This is a genomic window from Paenibacillus sp. JDR-2, from assembly GCF_000023585.1.
GTDB lineage: Bacteria > Bacillota > Bacilli > Paenibacillales > Paenibacillaceae > Pristimantibacillus.
In genome coordinates this window covers 1585888-1606112 of the sequence record NC_012914.1, presented here as the reverse complement: position 1 = coordinate 1606112, position 20225 = coordinate 1585888, and the positions used below count along the sequence as shown (strand labels likewise).

The window sequence follows — 20225 nt, the reverse complement described above, 5'->3', positions numbered from 1 at the left end:
AATGCCGGAATCCCCTGCTAACATGAACATTGAAATTAGATTAATTTTGGCTTTAATGACCGTTCATGTATAATGTGGCTATTATTCAGACACCTGAGGAGAGCTTAAGAAGCCATATGGCCAACCGAAGAAGATGGAACATCGGCGTCCTTCTATTACTAATTATTTTTGCTTATGTGCTGGTCCAGTTTTATTTGTCTACCGAGCGGATCAGAGATCTTGTAACCCCGCTGGAGGCAAGCGACAAGGATCATACCAGGCGGCAGATCGCCCTAATCTCGCAAGAGCTGGACAATCCGTTCTGGCGGTCCGTCGAAGAGGGAGCGATGAAAGCAGCCGGTCAATACCGGATGGAGCTGCAATATATGGGGCCGTTCCGCATTAACGCCGAGGAGCAGATGAAGCTGCTGGAGAAGGCGATAGCCTCCAAGATGGACGGGATTATTATGCAGGGGATCGGAAGCGAGCGGGATAAAGCCTTAATCGAAAAAGCCAACAAGCTTGGCATACCGGTCATTACCGTCGATACGGATGAGCCCGGCAGTAAACGACTCGCTTATGTTGGCACCAACAATTCGTTTGCCGGTCAAGAGATGGGACACCTTATTGCTGAAGACGGGCAGAAGGAACCAAGCGGCGTAATTGGCGTCCTTGTAGGCAGCAAAGAGGCCGCCAACCAACGGCTTCGCCTGGAAGGATTCCAATCGGTCATTAACACCTACAAGGGGCTGTCTATTGCCGAAGTAAGGGCTTCGAATATTTCCCGGCTTCAAGCGGCTCAGCAGGCTGAGCAAATGTTAAAGGAGCATCCGGAGATCACTTATATGGTCGGCTTCAGCTCCCTTGACGGTATTGGCATGGCGGAAGCCGTTGCCCGCGTTAAACCCGGCGGAGTCACAATCTTCGCTTTTGATGACCTGGAGGATACGCTGGCCGCTATTAGAAAGAAGCAGATCGAAGCTTCGATTGTGCAGCAGCCCACCCAAATGGGTTATGAAGCGATATCGCTGCTGAATCAATATTCTCAGGGGCAAGACGTCACATCCAAGCAATATACTCCGATTTCCGTCATTACGGATAAGGAGGTTTCAGCCCCATGACACTCCGTAAAAAGCTGCTGCTCTTTATCCCGCTGCTGGTGCTCCTGACGAACGGCGTCACGTTCTTCCTGTTCGAGAGCTCCAAAACGGTACAGCACAGCTATAATACGATGATGGACCGCATGCTGCTGTATACCCGGTCGGCACAAACGGCCGACGAGAATGTGCGGGCCTTGTACACGTATCTGCTTAATCCCGAGGACAACGGCCGGGCTTCGCTTCGGCAGCAACAGGCGGAACTCGCGCGAATCAGCGAGAAGCTGGCAAGCCAGCGGACGGAATTGGGCATTGCCGGTGTGCTGCAGGGATATGCTCATATGCTTCAGACGCTGGCGGAGCAAGTACAAGCGGCTGAAAAGTCTACCGTTCCAAACGATGCGCTAAGTTACTATGAGGATACGGAGCGGACGAGCTCTTTTATAAGAGAGGAAGAACGCCGCCTTATTGACCTGGAGCTTAGCGCTTATGAACCGGTATACCGGAGCATCCAATTGGAAATCGTACGAATGGACTGGCTTGGGCCTGCCGTATTTATCATTAATACGCTGCTAAGTATCGTAGTTGCGTTGTGGATTTCAAGAAGCATTACGGAACCGGTAGACCGTCTCGTGCAAACGGCGCAGCATCTGTCCAAAGGGCAGCTGGATACAGCTTATCTTCCCGAACGCTCGAATGATGAGCTTGGCATCCTGTCGGAAGCGTTCCGCCATATGATTAAAGATTTGAATGATTTGATGGGACGGGACAAGGAACGCATGGAATCGGAGCGTCTGGTCAAAGAACTGGAGCTTCAAGCTTTGCAAAGCCAGATCAACCCGCATTTTTTGTTCAATACGCTAAACGTGCTGTCCAAGCTTGCGCTGCTTGAAGGGGCCGACCGGACAAGCGACCTTATTGTGTCCATGTCCAAGCTTATCCGTTATAACTTAAGCCAGTTGGACCGCCCGGTTACGCTTGGCGACGAGCTTAAGCATGTCCGGGAGTACTTCACGATTCAACAGGCAAGGTTCCGCAACCGTGTAGAAACCAGACAGCAGATCGACGAATCCGTGCTGGATATGCTTATCCCCGCTCTGACGATACAGCCGCTTGTGGAGAACGCATTTGTACACGGCGTCGAACGGATGGAGTCCGGCGGAATAATTCAGCTTGTTATGGAGAGAGCTGGCGAGAACGTTAGTATAGTCATTAGGGATAACGGTGCCGGAATGACAATGGAGGAAAGCAACGCGCTTCTTTCCCTGCAAGAGCCCGCCCAACCCGCTCCCGCGAAGAAAAACTCCATGGGTTTTGGCACGCGAAATGTAATTAAGCGGCTAAGGCTTTTCTATAACCGGCGGGATGTTGTAAGTATCGAAAGCGAGCCAGGACGGGGAACCTCGGTTATTCTCCTCCTGCCTAATCCATCCGATGCAGGTGCAGAGCAGAAAGGAGGACCGGATCACGATGTACCGTCTATTGATCGCCGATGACGAAGCGCTGGAACGCGAAGGACTGGAGCATCTCATTCACCGCATGCTGCCGGACAGGTTCCAAATCGCGTTTGCGGATAATGGCCGAAGAGCCATTGAACAGGCGGAAGAATTCCGCCCCCACATCATTATGATGGATATTAATATGCCCGGTATTCAAGGTCTGCAGGCTATACGGGAAATAAAAACGAGGCTTCCGGACACCAAGTTTATCCTGGTGACGGCTTATGACTTTTTTGCCTATGCCAAAGAAGCGGTGTCGCTTGGCGTAAAGGAATATATCGTCAAGCCAGCCGGACGCGAGCAGATCTCCTCGACCTTGAACCAGCTCATTGAGGAGCTGGAGCGCGAGAAATCCAAGCGGACCGAAGAGCTGCACTTGCGGGATAAAGTATCCCAGCTGCAGCCGCTGGTGGAAAATGAGCTGTCCCTCCTGCTTATGGTGGATCAGGTGCTGGATGCGAATGAAGAGAAGCTGTCCGACTGGCTAAGCTTCCCGCTTGATGAGGGCTGCGCGGTTGTAGTCGCCTTACCGAAGCAGATTTATACGCTGGACAAGAAAAAGCTGTACGAAACGTTCCGCGGCTTCATCAAGACCTACGGGATCTCCTGCATTGTCAGCTCCTTAATCGACTTGCATATGGCTATTTTTATACGCAATGATACCAGCGATGCCTTATGGAAACGAAGTATCAAGCCATTTGGAGAAAAGCTGTGCAGTCTGGCCGAAAGGCAATTCCAGCTGCCGATTACCGTAGGAATCGGATCGGTCCAATCGGGCGCTGGCGGCTGGCGCAAATCGTATTTCGAGGCTGTATTTGCTTCTGACGTTGACCGGCATGTCGGCGAGGTGCGCGATTTCGAGGGTGTGGTACAAGGAACGGGATCAAACGTTGCCGCAGCAACTGCTAATCCCGCTTCCTCGGACGAACACTCCGATTCGGAAGATCAACGTTCTTATGTCATCTCCGCCCTGCAGCGGATCCGGGAGCAGCGGGAGCAGCAGACGATTAATGTGATGGATAAGGCCAAGCAGTACATCGGGCTTCATTTTACGGAGGAATTGTCGCTCGAGGAGACAGCCGAACATGTCCATCTGAATCCCCATTATTTCAGCAAAGTGTTCAAGCAGCAGGTTGGGGCGACGTTTATCGATTATTTGACGGGGCTTCGAATCGAGAAAGCCAAGCAGCTGATCTCGTCGGCCGATGAGCTAGCTTTGAAAGAGGTTTGCTTCGAGGTTGGTTATAAGGACCCGAATTATTTCAGCCGGGTGTTCAAACGGGTAACCGGACTTACTCCGACCGAATACCGCAGTCAAGCGAAATGATCAGGATATACAGGGAGTTCATGCCAGTCGGGCATGGACTTTTTTGTTTTGGCAAACTAATAAAATGCTATTCGCTTCAAGCTCTCTCCGTTATAGCTGTTCAAGCAGCTTTTCCATGCTGGAACAACACAAATAAGTGCTGACGAATGCCCGCTAATCCCCTCCAATCCGGTGATATAATGAGATTCGTTTCAATACACAACCATTTATTCAAGCAGTCACACATGGAAGGGGAATAAATATAGTGAGCAGCTTAACTGCAAATGCCAATGGCAAAAGCATGAAGTTTGTTACGCTCGTTTCGATGATTGCCGCTCTTGGCGGTTTATTATTCGGCTTCGATACCGCTGTCGTGTCGGGAGCAATCGGATTTATGCAAGACCGTTTTGACTTAAACGAGGTGGAGGTCGGCTGGGCCGTATCCTCGCTTATTATCGGATGTATTGTTGGCGCGGGATTCTCTGGCGTGCTAAGCGACCGTTTCGGTCGTAAAAAAGTACTTATCGCGGCGGCAGCCCTATTCATTATCGGTTCGATTGGCTCCGCGATTCCGGATACGTTCTCGATGTACATCGTCGCCCGCATGATCGGCGGTCTTGGGATCGGGATTACGTCCACGCTTTGCCCGCTGTATAACGCGGAGATTGCCCCGGCTAAATACCGCGGCCGTCTCGTTGCTTTGAACCAATTCGCAACGGTTACGGGTATCTTCCTTGTTTACTTCGTCAACTCGGGTATTGCCGGTTATGGCGATGATGCTTGGGATATTGCAAACGCATGGCGCTGGATGTTTGGCATAGGCGTTGTGCCGGGCGTTATTTTCTTCGTTCTGCTCTTCCTTGTTCCGGAAAGCCCAAGATGGCTGATCAAGCAAGGTCGTTCGGAGCAAGCTCTCCATATCCTTCTTCGCATCCACGGTGAAGAAGAGGCGAAGCAGGAAGTTCTCGATATTAAAGCCTCTTTCGCTGAGGAAAAAGGCAGCTCGCTCAAAGAGATTTTCCGCCCGGGCATCCGCCTTGCGTTGATCGTTGGTGTCGTGCTTGCGGTTCTTCAGCAAGTGACCGGTATTAATGCGGTCATGTATTACGCGCCGGAAATTTTCAAATCGATGGGCTCCGGCACGGATTCGTCCCTGCTGCAAACGATTCTGATTGGCCTCGTTAACTTCCTGTTTACGATTCTGGCTATCTGGCTGATCGATAAAGTCGGCCGCAAGGTATTGCTGCTTGTTGGTTCATCCGTAATGACGATCTGTCTGGCGGTTATCGGGATTGCATTCCATACCGGCCATACGACCGGCTCGCTTGTCCTGATCTTTATCCTGATCTATGTAGCGGCATTCGCCGTATCGCTTGGACCTGTCGTATGGGTCGTCCTGAGCGAGATCTTCCCGAACCGCGTCCGCGGCCGGGCTACCGCAATCGCGTCGATGGCGCTATGGATTGCCGACTACGTTGTATCCCAATCGTTCCCGCCAATGCTGGAATCGGCAGGACCATCCGTAACGTTCTGGATCTTTGGCGCGATGTCGCTGATTACGTTCCTGTTTACGATGCGCGTTGTACCGGAGACGAAAGGTAAGTCGCTCGAGGAAATCGAGGCTTCCTGGAGTAAATAAGGGAACTGCTTTGGTTAAGGGATGAGTGAGGCAGAGATGTATCTCCTTCCGGCCGCTGTTGCCCGCACATTGCTTGAACAATATTCAGTGTTGGCAATGTGTAGGCAAAGGCGAACGCTTCGCTCCTCCACGAGATACATTCCCTTCTTCACTCCATAAACCTCAATTTTGATAATATAAGCAGAAAAGCTGGGCGATTCATTTCGCCCAGCTTTTTTATTTAGTTGCTCCTGTCCTTGCTTGAAACATAGGCTGCCAACGGCGCTAATGGATTGGTGATGGATATATTAAATTCCCGTGCCACCCTCTCAGCTGCTTTGACCATCGAAAGCTGAGCAACGGCTAGTATCTTATCCTGTTCCGAATGGAGCATTTTCTCGATAAATTTGTACACTTCGTCTGCGTACTCTGTCTTTTGTCCCTGCATAATAAGCTGGAACGCGTTCTCAATCACTTTCACTTCAATGTCAGGAAGCTGGTAACCATGCGATGAAGCGAACTTCGTCAGCCGTTTCATCGTACCTTCAACTGTTGCAGGATTTGTAAACAGAAGAATTTGCGACTGCGTTATTTTACATATTTCATTAAAAAAGGGCTCGTCTAGTTTTATGATCGGTAAATTAGTCTCAACTTCTTCAAGTAGAGCAATGTAGCTCGTGCAAGTAATGAGAATAGCATCTACTCCTGATTGAGCGATCCAATTGATCTGATCAACGGCTTTTTCCTTAACTTTAACATGGTTAAAACCTTCTTCCATACCCATCATTAGTCCGGGATCCACAAAGTGAATCAATTCCGCTTTCGAACCAATCGAAGCTTCAATATATTCGATATTGGAATAATGAGCATGTAAACAGCCAATCTTCATTTCATTCAACCTACCTCTATGCATGATCAATAATAATTAGAGAATATCATGAAGAGCTTTATGCTGAAAATAAAAAAAGAGCACCAGCGAGGGCGCTCTAGCTTTGACATTCACTTATTTGATTTCGGCAGCCTTCATCTCCCAAATCTGAAGACTGCAAACCACGGCTTCACCGCTGTCTGCTCGGAGCTGGATGCCGCTATTGTCTTCCAAAGTCGGGTAAACTCTGGTTGTAAGGCAAGTCTCATCATCCACAAAAACTTCCACAATGGATTGATCCGCGAATATACGCAGCTTGATAGGATCCGTCCCGTCAGCAGCCGGCAATTCGCCTTGAATCGGTGTTTTATGTACCTTTGGAAGCAAGCTTGAATTCGACCGGTCGATGGCAATCGTATTGGAGGCTAGATCCAAGCGTACGTCCGTATGCTCCTTGCCGCAGGCGGAAGCGAATACGGAAACGGTAAGAGCGGCAGCTTCGATCGACTTTCTGTCGATTTCGAGCAGGCATTCAAAGGAGGTCGATTGTACACCCGTTAGAACTGGCGTTTGTCCTACTGCTAGATCTTTAAAGCTGTAATTCTCGCCTCTCAGCGTCTCCACCTCGGGTACGGGGGTCATGGAAAGCGCGCCGTTTGCCTTCAGATCTACGACACGCGGCAGCGCCAATGCCCCGGCCCAATCCAGGTTCTCGGGAAATTCTTCGCCTCTGCTGCCTTCCGGAATCCAGCCATGCACAATGCGGCGGCCGTTCTCATCCACAAATCCGGTAGAAGCATAATAACCTTCCCAGCCGCCATGGTCGACGGTGCCATGCTTTTGCACATCGATAAGTTTATCTCCGCTGATGGTACCGGAAAGATAACGAACCGGACCGCTTGGAGAGTAGAACAATACCGCTTTATCGCCGAAACGGAACAAATGGGGGCACTCCCAGATCCATTCTTCGCCTTTATAAAAAATACCTTGGAAGCTCCACTTCTCCAAATCCTCGGAGCGGTATATAAAAGCGCAGCCTTTTTCCTCATGGATACCGCCAAGAATCATTCGCCAGCCGTCTTCCGTCTTCCAGACATAAGGATCCCGCCAGTCCCGAATCTCAAGGTCTCCATGAAGATCCAGGGTTAGGACCGGGTTAATGTCCGGTTTATGCCAAGTACGCAAATCCGTCCCGCGGGCCATCCATTGCTGTGCACCTGTAGTCGCATTCCGCTCCCCTTCGCCAATGCTTGTATAGAACAATGTCACTTCGCCGTCATTTACTACGGAACAGCCGGAGAAGCAGTGGGACTCGCCAAGCTCATACGATGGAGCCATTCCAGCAGGCAGATGCGTCCAATTCACTAGATCCCGGCTTGCAGCATGCCCCCAATGAATGTCGCCCCACTCGGGTTTTGACGGGTTATGCTGATAAAACAAATGGTATTCGCCGTTTAACTGAAACGGCCCATTCGGGTCATTCATCCAGTTGCGAGGTGCCGTAAAATGATACCTTGGTCTATAACGATCCATGTTATCTCCCCTATCCTATTGACTGCCAGCTTATAACGTTCACATTCACAATATAAACGATATATTGAATATGTCAACGGTTTCTTTGAGTCATTTTTTATCATTCAAAAGAGAGTCCGTAATACGCAATTTCCTTTCAATAACTCTGTAACAATTGAATATTTTCAGCCTGTCGCGGAGACAAGTGGCTAGGCAAGCACATTAAAAACGGCCGTGCAGATTCAAAATCATCTGCACGGCCGTTTATTGTTTTTTAGGTAAGGCAAGGGGTATCTCCTAAGGAGTGAAACGTTCGCCTTTGCCAGCAATTTGCAACCATTAAATATTGTTCAAGCAAAGTGTTGGCAACAGCGACCGAAGGAGATACTCCCGTCCTTCTTAAGGCTTGATTGCGTCGTAATACTTCGTTTGCATTTCTTTCGCAGCTGCATCGAGCTGAGCTTGCGTGTCGGTACCTTTTTTCGAGAATACTTCTTGCAATACGTTCGTCATGGAGCCGTAGTATTCTTGCGTATTGTATTGAGCCTCAGGTTTGCCGTCAAGCAGAGCATTGGATTCAGCGTTGTATTTGTATACGTTGTCGTACTTGTCGAAGATCGCTTGAACTTTTTTGCCATACTCCGAATCCGGGCTGAAGTAGTTGATGTGCGGCGGAATGAAGTATTTGCCTTCCGTTTTGCGAGCTTGAATGTCTTTTTCGATCGAAGTCAGATAATCGTCAGTGAAGTAGTCGAATGTGATGTAACGGAACGCCATTTCCTGCTCGTCTTTCGTAGCGTTGGGGTTGATGACGAGGTAGTCGCCGCCCAATACGCCTGTATGTTTGCCGCCTTTTTCGGCTGCCGGCATTGGATAAGTCAGTACATCTTCGATCTTCATGCCGCCTTGGTTTAACGCTTGCTCCAGTACGCCTTCCGCACCGGCGATAACCATTGCCGTACGCGCTTGACCAAACGCGCCTACAGCGTCGCCCCAGCCAAGTGCCCAGTCTTTAGGAATAACGTCTGCATCCCATCTTAGCTTATTGTAGAAGTCGAGAGCTTTCTTACCCGCTTCGGAGTTGAAGGACGCAGTAACTTTGCCGTCTGTAATGTTTTGAATTTCGCCGCCTGCTTCGAACAGGAAGTTGGTCCAGTTCCAGCCTGCTTCGTTGCCTTTGCCCATTGGAGCGATACCCGCGATCCCTTTCTTCGCATCGGCAACGCCTTTGGCGGTGTTCAGCATGTCGTCCCAAGTCCAGTCGTACGAAGGAACCGCTACGCCTTTGTCATCCAGCATTTTTTTGTTAACAACCGTAGTTGTTACATAACCTTTTTGAGCGATACCGTAGACTTTGCCGTCAATGATGAATTGATTTTGAAGAACCGGGTTAATTTGATCCTTGAACTCGTAGCCGTTGTACAGGTCCGTAATGTCGGCTGCCCAGCCTTTTTCAACGAGGAACTTCGCTTCTGTTGCGTAAGTATTGAAGAAGGTTGGAGCTTCGTTGGCAGCCATTTTGATGCCGATTTCGTTAGGAGCATAATGCCAGTCGCTCTTCACGATCTCAACGTTAGGATACACCTTGTTGAAGCGTGCGATCTTGTCATCTTCCAGCTTGCGGTTTTCGACTTGGTCAGGAAGCGGATAATAAATGCTGATTTTAATTTTCTTTTGCGTAATATCTTCAGATGGCTGCGGAGTAGCTGTTGCCGTGTTTGTGCTTGCGCTTGCATTGCTGTTAGCCGGCTTTTCGTTGCCGTTGTTCGACGTATTGTTGTTGCCGCCGCAGGCAGCAAGAGTCGAACAAAGTAATACCGCAGCTACTGTCGTAAAGACGCTCTTTCTCATTGTAACTCCCCTTCTCGAGTTCATTTATTTGTTACACCCTCATCATAGTGGAGAGGGATGGGAGCCTGCGAGGTGTATTCCTATTCCGATCATGTGCACTATTACGATTTGAATACTACCCTTTCACGCCGCCCAGATGCAGTCCGCGCATAATGTACTTCTGGAAGATCAGGAACACGACGATTGGCGGAAGCATAACCATGGTCAGAATCGCAAACCGGATATTAAGCGCCAAGCCTTTGGCGTTAATAACGTATTTGTAGATCGCCGTCGCCAGCGGATAATGGCTGTCATTATGCATAATGAGCGATGGCCAGAACCAGTCGTTCCATGAGGACGAGAAGATAAAGATCGCAAGCGTCGAGAAGATCGGTACCGACAGCGGCAGTGCGATCTGCACAAAGCTTCTCCAGTCCGAAGCGCCGTCAATACGAGCTGCTTCGAAGATTTCGTAATGAATCTCGTCGAAGAAGTTTTTGAGCAGCAGCAGGAAGAAGGCATTTGCGCCTGCCGGCAGCCAGAAGGCTGCAAACGAGTTCATGAGGCCAAGATCCTTCAGGTTCACGAAGTTCGGGATGATATACGTTGTTGGTGGAATAAACAAGGTCATCATAAAGAAGAAGTAGACCGCTTTGCGCTTAGGCACGTTCAGCCTCGACAAGCTGAAGGATGCAAGTCCAAGAACGCCTACGGTAATGACCAGGTTGCCTCCGAAAATATACAGCGTATTCCTTAGAAACTCCGGCAGATCGATAAAATTCCAGCCTTTGTTAAAGTTGTCGAAATGCCATTCGCTTGGCAGGAACCTCGGCGGGAAGGAGTTGACCTCCACATTGGTTTTGAGCCCGTTAAATAAAGTCGTCAGAATCGGATAAACCATCGAGCAGGACATAACGACCAGCACAAGCACCATAATCGAGTATCCGATAAATATAGGCTTCTTCTTCAGGTCAAACGAAGAGAGTATCCCTCTGTCCAGCTGTTTCATCGTACGTCTCCCTCCTTGCCTTGAAGCCTGTATTGAACGATGGCGAGCAAGCCCAGCACGATAAACATCAGAACGCCAAGCGCGGCCGCAACCCCGTAATTTTGTTGGTTAAAGGCGTATTTTACGATAAGCAATGCGTAAGTCAATGTCGCATTATTAGGTCCGCCGTCGAGCATCGCAAGCTGGGATTGATAACCCTGCGAGGTCCCGATCAGCTGTAGAATGAGAAGCAGGCCAAGCAGCCCTTTAATCGAAGGCAACGTAATATGGCGGATTCTGTTCCATACGCCTGCCCCGTCGATTTCCGCCGCTTCGTACCAGTCGCGCGGAATGCTGAGCACAGCGGCCAAATAGATAAGCATCGCCGAGCCGAATTGCTGCCATGATTCCATAATTACAAGGGAGATCATCGACCATTTGGTATCGGTCATAAAGGATACCGGTTCATCGGCGCCAAACCAACCTGTAATCACGCCGTTGATCGGTCCAACAGGATCATAGAACCAGCGCCATAATCCGTACAAAACGACTACCGGAATAATATTCGGCAGATAAGCGGCTACGCGGACAACGCCTTGGAACCGGCGAAGTTCGGAAATCGCAATGGCGAATACAATCGGGATCCAGAAGCCAATCACAAGACAAAGGAACATATAATAAACGGTGTTCTTCACCGCTGTCCAAGCGTCCTTATCGTGAAGCGCGACTTTATAGTTGTCGAATCCGACGAAGCTGTTTCCTTTTACAAAGTCAATGTGGTAGAAGCTGTAGATGAATCCTTTGAAAATCGGGACCCATAGAAACAAGATAAAAATAATAAAGGCGGGAAGCAGGAACAGTAGTCCCCAGAAATGCTTCCTCAAAAATACGGCAAATCGGCCTTTACGCTCGAGAGGCGCGTTTGCGACAGCGTGTTGCTCCATACAAGTCTCCCTCTTTCCTTTAGCAATCCTCTTCTCTTATTGTAAAAAAAGGACCCTCTCGAGGTAATGTGCGTATCCAAGGCAATGATGAGTAATTCTACTTCTTTAGCTCGCTTGGACTCATGCCGTAATATTTTTTGAAAATTTTGCTGAAATGCTCCGGCGATTCATAACCAACCTTCTCTGAAATTTCATACCGTCTCATGTCCGTTTGAAGAAGAAGCCTCTTGCTCTCTTCCATCCGCAGCTTGACGACATATTCCCACAGGTTATAGCCGGTCTCCTTCTTGAAGAGATAGCTAAGGTAATTCGGGCTGACGTGATTGTTCTGCGCGACTTCATGCAGGGTTAGACCCTTTTGCGCGTAGTTCTGGTTAATATACTCCATCGCTTTCTCGACAATCAGGCTGGTCTGTGCGGTGAACTCTTCCTCCGTCGGGCGCTGGGAATATTGATTCCAGTTGAAATCCCCGTAATAAAACACATAATGATCCTTGTGCCGGTCGTTGCAGCTCAACGCTTTAATGACCTGGTCTTGAAGGACGTCAATAAATTCAATTCCCTTCAGGATCTGGCTGATGCCGATAACGCTTGCGATTCCCAGATACTTCTGGATGTTGAATTGCAGACTGCGGCCAATCATATCCAACTCGTTCATAATGCCGGATGATGCCGTCTCCCCGTACTGCGTCTCATTCCATTGCAAAATAATAGTGATTTCCCGCTCCGAAGCATAAAAGGCGGTATTATTCCAATGCTCGTCAAAGAGCTCATTTACGATATTAAGCGCGGCATAACGGAGCAATCCCTCATCCGCCTTCGTTAATTCGCGGTTACGGTCCGTTAGATTAAGCCGGATGCGGATCATGGAGAAATAAGGACCCTCTAGCCGGATCCCATGCTTCTCCTTCAAGATTCGAATAATATCCTGCACTTTAAGCGATGGCTGACCGCTCGCCAGCTGATTAAGCCAATCCACGGATTGCGGATTCAGCTCATCCATATGAAAATGCTCCTGCATACCCGCAATCAGTTTCTCTTGCTCGGCGGGCTCGGGCTTATGAAGCTTAAGCAATACGTTGCGCACGGAATCAAGAAACTGCTCGTTGTTCAGCGGCTTGATCAAATAGTCCTTTGCCCCAAGTCGGATCGCCATCTGGGCATAATGAAACGTCTCATGGGCCGAAATAATAATCGTCTGCACCCACGGCTTAATTAACTTCGCCTGCTGCATCAGCTCGATGCCGTTCATCGTCCCCATCTGAATATCGGTAATAAGCAGATCAATATCGTCGGTCCTCAGGACGTCGAGCGCCTCGTAACCGTTATGGGCCATATGTATGGCGGAAATATCAATGCCGGAAGAAGCCAGTACGCTGCTCAGACCTTTGCAAATAAGCGGTTCGTCATCCACCACCAGTATGTTATACATCGCCTAGTTCCTTCCTTTCGCCGGCTGCCGGAAGCATGATCGTAACGATCGTTCCGCCGCCGTTTCTTTTTTTATACTGAATGCCATAGACGTTGCCAAAATGCAGCTGAAGCCTTTGGTGTATGTTTTTAACTCCGTATCCGGAAGAGGATTGAGCGGCTGGCTCATTTAACAGAGACTCAATCGCTTTATGATCCACCTCTTTATAACCGTTGTCCTCCACGCGGATCAGCAGCTTGTCGCCTTCGTACTCCGCGTTAATATGAATCTCGCCGTCTTCACCCATGTTCTTGACGCCATGGATGATGGCATTCTCGATTAACGGCTGCAGCGTAACCTTCGGAATGAGATGATTCATCATCTCCTCCGGAACCGCCCAGATAACCTGGAAGTCATAGTCGTAACGCTTCTGCTGCAGCTTTACATAAGCAGCCGCGTGCTCAAGCTCCTCCGCCAGCGTAATCAGCTCCCGGCCGCGGCTTAGGCTGATCTTCATCAGCTTCGACAGCTCCTTGATCATTTCCGCCGATTCGGAATTGCCTTCGAGCGAGCTTTTCCAATAAATGCTTTCAAGCGTGTTATAAAGAAGATGAGGATTAATCTGCTGGTACAAAATTTGAAGCTGGCTTTCCCGCTGCTTGATCTCCATCTGGTATTTATCATGAATAAGTCCATTGAGCCGGCGGGCCATATCATAAAGGGCTCCAATCAATACTCCCACCTCGTCATTTCTGCCTTTGCCAGGCGTCTCCGGCACTCTCTTGCCAGGCTCGTAACGGCGGACAAACGTTGCCAGTCTTTGCAAAGGCGTCATTAAAGATCGCCAGAAATAGAAAATTACGATACACCCGAACAGGATGTATGCCACCGATATCAGCTGGATAACCCGTTTCACTTCATTTTGCTGCTGAAGGAGCGATTTGATCGGGATTTTGTAGATAAGCCGCTGCTGCAGCAGTTCATTGTCGCTAGCCATATAGATGTACTCAGACGTCATAATCGGTTTATTCAGGCTTTCCGCTTCGCCGGAAGCGGTTACAGGAAGCTCAACCGTGGAACCCATGGTCTTCGGACTTGTAGAAGCCAGAATATAATTTTGCTTATCCGTAAAAAAGATTTCTCCGCCGGGCAAGGAGACCGACTGCATCGATTCGGCAAGCTTCTTATCCATGTTGGTTGCGATGAGCACGCCAATGACGCTATGGCCCTGACTAACCGTATTCACCGCCCGGATATAAGCTAGAGTGCGTTTCTTGACGAGCATATCGTTATTTTCGATAATTTCCATAAAGCCTTGACCCTTCAGCCCTACCGCCTTATCGAACCATTTCGGCTTATTGGCATCGGAGAAGAAATAGACGCCGCTCTGGATCATCTGGACTTTAGGCGCAAAAAAATAATAGTTATTAGGATCATAGATATACAGACTGTAATAAACAGCCTCCCCGCCGTTTAAGGCGGTTGAATAGCCTGCCAGCAAAGCATCCATTTTCTCGTATTTCCGGACGCGTTCAATGACGGTTTCAGCGTCATCGGGTACAAGCTGCTGAGCGGTCGGGTTTTGGATAATCGTCGTTGTAATTTTGTTGACGGTATCGATATCCCGGTCGATCAGCGTATGGTTCTGTTTGTTCAGTTCAGCGTAGGCATTCGTTACGTGGCGTTTAAGTATCTGCTCGGCCTCCGAATTTCCGTAGCTGTGAAGAATGAATATCGGGCTGACCATAAGCAGGAACAATAGCAACAGCTGCTGCTTCACGCTTAGCTTGGTCATTGGATTGGAAAAGCCCGTTCTCATGATGACGCACCCCCAGCTTCCTTCCTTTAAATATAGCAAATATGTAATTCAGCAGTATGGCTATTCTTATTTATTGTATAGGTAATTTCACGCACTTCAAGCGTTGATTCTAGTAGAAACGACCGATTTTTCGCATGTGAAAAAGGAAAATATTGACTGTCGCTAAAGTGGAGTGCATAATAGCTGTGTTGTTCAATAAATTTCCAGCGAGAATGCTTTCGAAGTAAGAATTGCTTCACAATTCTTTAAGCCCATGCTTTCGAAGTAAGAATTGCTTCACAATTCTTTGGAGGAGTGATCCCATGTCGAACAAAGTGCTTATCGTGACTGGCGATGCCGCGGAAGTTTTGGAAGTGTATTATCCATACTACAGACTGCTGGAGGAAGGCTACGAGGCTGTTATCGCTTCCCCGACACAGAAAATCTTACATACCGTATGCCATGACTTTATCGAGGGCTGGGATACGTATACGGAAAAGCCCGCTCATCAGCTGCAATCCCATTTGGGATTCTCCGATGTCGACCCTTCCGATTACGCAGCTATTATTATTCCCGGGGGTAGAGCGCCGGAGTATATTCGCGGCAATGCGGAGCTGCCTCGCATTCTGCAGCATTTTATTGATGCCGACAAACCGATCGGCGCCATCTGCCACGGGGCGCAGGTATTCCTCTCGTTGCCCGATTACAGCTACTTCAATGGCCGCACCATGACGGCCTATAACGCTTCGCGCCTGGAAGTTGAGCGCCTTGGCGCCTGCTATGCGGACGAGACGCTTCATGTGGACGGCAAGCTTGTAACCGGCCATGCTTGGCCGGATCTTCCCGGCTTTATGCGCGAGTTCCTGAAGCTTGTCCGCGAGGATGCCGCAACTACCGCAGCAGATGCGGAAGCTCTGACATCGTAATTGATAATTGTGCAAGAGGCAGCTTAATGGCTAATGGCCATAAGCTGCCTCTTTTTCGATTGGAGGGTTTTTAGCGGAGAGGATAGTCTTCGAAACCTTCCTCTAAACTTTTTCTTTATTTTCATCCTAACAAAACCGATATAATTAAAGTGGAAAATTATTGAAAATAGAGGAGTAGATTTAAAATGTCCATATTTAGAAAAAAATTTTTTTATATCATTCTATGCTTAACTACACTGTTTGTATTAGCTGGGTGCGGTGGTAAAGAAAAATCCGATGAAGAGATAATACAAGATAGTGTAAAACAGGCTTTTGAGGATGCAGGGATACAGACCGATTCTTCTACTCAATCAGATGAAAAGCCTACTGCAGAATCGACATTAATGGATATAAAAAACTTTGTTATAGGTAAAATATGGAATGATGGACTTGTTAACATCGGCCATTATGCCTATGATGGGACTGATGCTACAGGAAGCACCATGGATATTGACTTCATGATCCAGCAACTCAGCAAGTCGATGGAAAAGAAAGCAGAATACGATACGTATATCCAAGGATTAGATTCGAATTATGATGAAGTAAAACAATTGTGGACGAAGGTTTCTGGTGAGATTGATACTTTGTATAAAAAATTACAAAATGATCCTCCGAAAGCTAATGACACAGAATACGAATTTGATACCGGGTTGTACGAGCAGTACAGTGATGCTTTTTTTGAAGCAGTTGAGGCACTAAATCAAAAATAATAAACAATCTAGACAATAGCAAAATTGATTAAAAACAAAAAACACCAATCCGTGTTACCCTTATTGGTAACGCGGATTGGTGTTTTTCACAACGACTTTTGAAAACTCTTCACAAACGGCTTTAACGGGGAAACAAATTCTGCTGATTGCTTTCCCGGAACCGGTTGGGAGACAACCCCGTTACCCGGCGGAAAATAATCGAGAAATAATTCGGATTGTCGTAGCCCAGAAGCTTCGCCACTTCCCATACCTTCATCTCCGTCGTTACGAGCAGTCTAGTCGCCTCTCCAATCCGTCGGTGAATGGCGTAGTTAATCGGAGAAATCCGATAATGGTCTTTAAATACATGGGAAATATAATAAGGGTTCACATGGAATTGCCGTCCCAAATCCTTAAGGCTTATATTTTGCGTAAAGTTCCTGTCGATATAATCCTTGATTTGCTCGGCTAATCCGGTATTGGATTCCTGCTTAATATGCTGTTGATTCCTAACCGCTCTTCTAAGCAGCAAAATAACGGAATTAATCAAATAACGGCTGATCCCCTCATACCCATCCTCTTTAATGGAGGATTCATCTACAATCATTTTCATCAAAGCCTCAATTTCCGGGAATACGCGGCTGGACCGGATCACGGGCTCGACGTCAGGCGGAATGACCCAATCCTCGGACGGACTAGCCTTGGGCAGCGAGAATCCGCAGTAATAGGTGATTAACGGATTATCGATTGATGACTGCTCTTCATGCAGAACCCCTTTATTGTAGACGAGAATGTCTCCCCCGCTTGCGCTATACGATTGTCCTCCAATCGTAAACATCCCTTGGCCGCCGCATACGACGATAATTTCGTGCAAATCATCATGCTTATGGCTCGGAAAATTCCAGTTAGGCGTATCGCTTACTTTTCCGGCATACAGCAGATGACTTTGTATTTCCTCTCCGGCAGCGGAAGCCGTCATCCCTACTCCCTCTTTTCCAAATATCCTTTGTCTATACAGCAAGATATATCACATCGCTAACATATACGGCAAGATGCTTCATTGCCGCTGCTGGAGCCTTCCTTTAAGCTTTGACTGTAGGAGAGAGAGCCGAAAGAGGTGAGAGTATGCGCGAGATGGAATACTGGGAGCAGTACGGCTTTGCTTTATTCCCTAGAGCAGTGACGCACTTTTATGCGCTGCGTTACCTTTTGTGGGTGAAGGAGCTTCCCGTGGACCAGTCTTACGACATCCATCATCAATATTTATGGGATATACGTATGTATGAGCCTGTCTATCAGGCCTTTAGCGAGATACTCGGAACGACCGCGCTTTGGGCGCATCTCTGCCCGGGCGAACCGGCTCCCGTCAAAGGCGGAATATGCTTGCAGCAATCGGTCCAAGTCCCGGTAAGCCAGTGGAACACTGCAAATATCGGCGATTTATTTATATACAACACGAAAGTATGCAGCATTGATCTGGATGCCCTGCCGGATTACAGCTGGCTTCCGATTACTTACTTTCCGGCAGCCCCCGATAATCCGTCCCTGCTGAAGGAAAGGCTGCGCAGCTGGAACGCCAGTCCCAATCACGCTTATCTGTCGACAAGGGGCAATAAGCTTCTTGGCTCCGAGCGTTGGTAATAGTCATTACAAGCAATAAACCTGGAGGATCTTCAACATGAAAAAAGAAAACCTGCTTATCTTTACCTTTACCCTGCTGGCCTTTATTCTAGGCACGACTGAGTATGTCATTGTTGGTTTGCTGACTCCCATTGCGAGCAGCCTTGGCGTTTCCGTTGCGCAGACCGGCATTATGGTCTCCGGCTTTGCGATTGCTTATGCGGCCGGAACGCCTTTTGTCATGATGGCCGCCGGTTATTTTACGAAACGCCGCGCTTTGCTGCTAGGAGCCTCATTGGTTGTTTTGTTCACGATGGGAAGCGCATTGTCCTTCTCTTATCCGGTATTGTTTCTTACCCGGATGGCAACGGCTATCTTCTGCGGGCTTAGCATTTCCCTGGCTGTCTCCATCTGTTCGGATTATGTGTCGCCTGAACGGAGAGGGCTGGCGCTTTCTTACATTATCGGCGGCTTCACCATTGCCAACGTGCTTGGCGTTCCGATCGGAACCTTCGTAGGCCTGCATTTCGAATGGCCTGCCGCCTTCTGGCTGGTTGCGGCTTGCGGGATTATAAGCATTCTGCTTCTGTACCGAATCGTGCCGAGAAATTTGCCGGCGGTACAAAGCTCGCTCAAAAACCAGGTTCGCTTGATGAGAAACCCAAGAGTGCTGCTTGCCTTCTTTATCCCGATTATCGGGGTTGCGGCCATATTCGTTATCTACACCTATATTAATCCGCTTATGCTGGAAGTTATGCATATCTCGGAAGGCCGAACCAGCACCATCCTGCTCGTATACGGAGCCGTGACAATCGTCAGCAACATACTAGGCGGCAAAATCGCAAGCGGCACTTACATGGCGAAGCTGAAAACGCTGTTCCTGGTCCATGCCGTTGTTTACGTCATTTTTGGTTTTACCTTATCGTTCACTTGGCTTGGCATCGTCAGCTTGATGGCTATTGCTCTCATTTCATTCTCGATCAATGCGGCTTGCCAGCTGTACTTCATCCATCTGACCGAGCAATATGTGCCCGAAGCCAAGGATTTCGCCTCTTCCCTGCTTCCGATCAGCGCCAATATCGGGATTGCGGTTGGCTCCTCGGTCGGCGCCTTCGTAACCGATCATTATGGTCTGCGTTATCTTCCGTGGGCAGCGGCCGTACTCGCCTTGCTTGCTTTTGCCGCAACGGCCTATAGCTATAATCTCGATCGTTCAGCCGAAAAAGCATCCCTGCAGCAAGCTGCGGGATAAACGAAAGAACGAAAGGCTGCTCCATCGTCTGGTGGAGCAGCCTTTTTAATCAACAAATACAAGTTTTCTTCTTCGTGCCGATCTTTCCTCTTGCTTCTACCTTGGCGATATAGCCGGAGGCGAGCGGAACTTTGCAGGCGGTATCGCCAACATCGACTTTTACGGCGCCAATCGCCTCCGCAACGGCTTTTGCTTCCTCCGTCAGGGGCAAGACGTAAGACGCAACGCAGATGACAAACGTATTCATCGTATACCGCACGCGGTTCCGCTCTTCATGGACGGTCTTCTTAACCTGCTCCAGAAGCCTTCGGATCTCCATCAAATCGAGTTCTTCATCCGGAGCGATCGTCACGTAATTCGCATAGGCGCTCCATCCCGCTACCGCAACCATCTCTTCCGGCGACTGCATCCATTCTACCGCAAGCTCCCGTGCAAAAGGACTCTCCGCCGTTACATTCGCTACCGTATATTCCGCAAGCGAATACCAATAAGCCTGCTTCACCCAATGCCGGAGCATCTCTTTGGTGACCGTTTTCGGATTAACGGTCAGTCCTGCCAAATACATGGCATCATGATTGCCGGAATCGTAAAGCTTGTACACCAGCTCCTGGTCTTTCTTCACCTCTTTGACCAGCTTCTTCATATCGCCGATCTTTACGCCAAAAAAAGGCTCCTTCGCACCATGACGCACATAGGTGCTCTTGGTCTGCTCGCTTCCCATTCCCTCTAACGCCCGCAAAACTTCATCAAAGGTCATTACTTGGCCTCCAATTATGCTCTTATGGATTCGAGTATACCTTTGCCGCATATTTTATGCAAAACAAAAAGGGCTGACAATCAGCGCACCCG

The 20225-nt window shown here is 48.7% G+C and carries 17 protein-coding genes; 8 read left to right on the top strand and 9 right to left on the bottom strand.

All coding sequences use genetic code 11. The annotated features are described in order from the left end of the window. The first annotated feature begins 116 nt into the window (after nt 1-116). The 4 genes from PJDR2_RS07010 to PJDR2_RS06995 all read left to right on the top strand — a co-directional run bounded on the left by PJDR2_RS07010 (nt 117) and on the right by PJDR2_RS06995 (nt 5520). Complete coding sequence (locus tag PJDR2_RS07010) at nt 117-1100, top strand: substrate-binding domain-containing protein (protein WP_015842965.1); 984 nt, start codon at nt 117-119, stop codon at nt 1098-1100. After that, complete coding sequence (locus tag PJDR2_RS07005) at nt 1097-2572, top strand: sensor histidine kinase (protein WP_015842964.1); 1476 nt, start codon at nt 1097-1099, stop codon at nt 2570-2572. Before PJDR2_RS07010 ends, PJDR2_RS07005 begins: the two co-directional genes overlap by 4 nt. Continuing rightward, nucleotides 2547-3902: a response regulator gene (locus tag PJDR2_RS07000; RefSeq protein WP_015842963.1), complete on the top strand. Its 1356-nt coding sequence runs from the start codon at nt 2547-2549 to the stop codon at nt 3900-3902. The genes PJDR2_RS07005 and PJDR2_RS07000 overlap by 26 nt, the downstream gene beginning before the upstream one ends. Nucleotides 3903-4146: 244 nt before the next feature. Continuing rightward, on the top strand, nt 4147-5520 hold the full coding sequence (locus PJDR2_RS06995) for a sugar porter family MFS transporter (RefSeq protein WP_015842962.1): 1374 nt from the start codon (nt 4147-4149) through the stop codon (nt 5518-5520). 220 nt (nt 5521-5740) lie between these two features. Here PJDR2_RS06995 and PJDR2_RS06990 read toward each other — a convergent pair whose 3' ends face one another. The 7 genes from PJDR2_RS06990 to PJDR2_RS06960 all read right to left on the bottom strand — a co-directional run bounded on the left by PJDR2_RS06990 (nt 5741) and on the right by PJDR2_RS06960 (nt 14871). Next, nucleotides 5741-6388, bottom strand: coding sequence for an aspartate/glutamate racemase family protein (locus PJDR2_RS06990; RefSeq protein ID WP_015842961.1), 648 nt, complete (start codon nt 6386-6388; stop codon nt 5741-5743). A gap of 114 nt (nt 6389-6502) precedes the next feature. Beyond that, nucleotides 6503-7900 (bottom strand): glycoside hydrolase family 32 protein, encoded by a 1398-nt coding sequence (locus PJDR2_RS06985; RefSeq protein WP_015842960.1) that lies wholly within the window; start codon nt 7898-7900, stop codon nt 6503-6505. 378 nt (nt 7901-8278) lie between these two features. Next, the gene (locus PJDR2_RS06980; protein WP_015842959.1) at nt 8279-9730 is read right to left on the bottom strand and encodes an ABC transporter substrate-binding protein; all 1452 of its coding nucleotides are present in this window, start codon (nt 9728-9730) and stop codon (nt 8279-8281) included. A 115-nt stretch (nt 9731-9845) separates the two neighbouring features. Continuing rightward, the gene (locus tag PJDR2_RS06975; protein WP_015842958.1) at nt 9846-10718 is read right to left on the bottom strand and encodes a carbohydrate ABC transporter permease; all 873 of its coding nucleotides are present in this window, start codon (nt 10716-10718) and stop codon (nt 9846-9848) included. Then, nucleotides 10715-11641 (bottom strand): carbohydrate ABC transporter permease, encoded by a 927-nt coding sequence (locus PJDR2_RS06970; protein ID WP_015842957.1) that lies wholly within the window; start codon nt 11639-11641, stop codon nt 10715-10717. Before PJDR2_RS06970 ends, PJDR2_RS06975 begins: the two co-directional genes overlap by 4 nt. A 97-nt stretch (nt 11642-11738) precedes the next feature. After that, nucleotides 11739-13073, bottom strand: coding sequence for a response regulator (locus PJDR2_RS06965; protein ID WP_015842956.1), 1335 nt, complete (start codon nt 13071-13073; stop codon nt 11739-11741). Continuing rightward, nucleotides 13066-14871, bottom strand: a complete 1806-nt coding sequence (locus PJDR2_RS06960) for a cache domain-containing sensor histidine kinase (RefSeq protein ID WP_015842955.1) — start codon at nt 14869-14871, stop codon at nt 13066-13068. Before PJDR2_RS06960 ends, PJDR2_RS06965 begins: the two co-directional genes overlap by 8 nt. Before the next feature lie 302 nt (nt 14872-15173). On the opposite strand from PJDR2_RS06960, the gene PJDR2_RS06955 reads away from it, so the two are divergent. After that, nucleotides 15174-15776, top strand: a complete 603-nt coding sequence (locus PJDR2_RS06955) for a DJ-1/PfpI family protein (protein WP_015842954.1) — start codon at nt 15174-15176, stop codon at nt 15774-15776. A gap of 185 nt (nt 15777-15961) precedes the next feature. Then, complete coding sequence (locus PJDR2_RS06950) at nt 15962-16525, top strand: hypothetical protein (protein ID WP_015842953.1); 564 nt, start codon at nt 15962-15964, stop codon at nt 16523-16525. 121 nt (nt 16526-16646) lie between these two features. On the opposite strand, the gene PJDR2_RS06945 is transcribed toward PJDR2_RS06950, so the two are convergent. Next, the gene (locus PJDR2_RS06945) at nt 16647-17483 is read right to left on the bottom strand and encodes an AraC family transcriptional regulator (RefSeq protein ID WP_015842952.1); all 837 of its coding nucleotides are present in this window, start codon (nt 17481-17483) and stop codon (nt 16647-16649) included. 146 nt (nt 17484-17629) lie between these two features. Here PJDR2_RS06945 and PJDR2_RS06940 point away from each other — a divergent pair, with 146 nt between their 5' ends. Both PJDR2_RS06940 and PJDR2_RS06935 read left to right on the top strand, forming a co-directional pair. Next, nucleotides 17630-18145, top strand: coding sequence for a hypothetical protein (locus PJDR2_RS06940; RefSeq protein WP_015842951.1), 516 nt, complete (start codon nt 17630-17632; stop codon nt 18143-18145). A 37-nt stretch (nt 18146-18182) separates the two neighbouring features. Next, entirely contained in the window at nt 18183-19376 is a 1194-nt protein-coding gene (locus PJDR2_RS06935; protein ID WP_015842950.1) for an MFS transporter, read from the top strand. 49 nt (nt 19377-19425) lie between these two features. Here PJDR2_RS06935 and PJDR2_RS06930 read toward each other — a convergent pair whose 3' ends face one another. Then, nucleotides 19426-20133, bottom strand: coding sequence for a DNA alkylation repair protein (locus PJDR2_RS06930; RefSeq protein WP_015842949.1), 708 nt, complete (start codon nt 20131-20133; stop codon nt 19426-19428). Nucleotides 20134-20225: the final 92 nt, after the last annotated feature.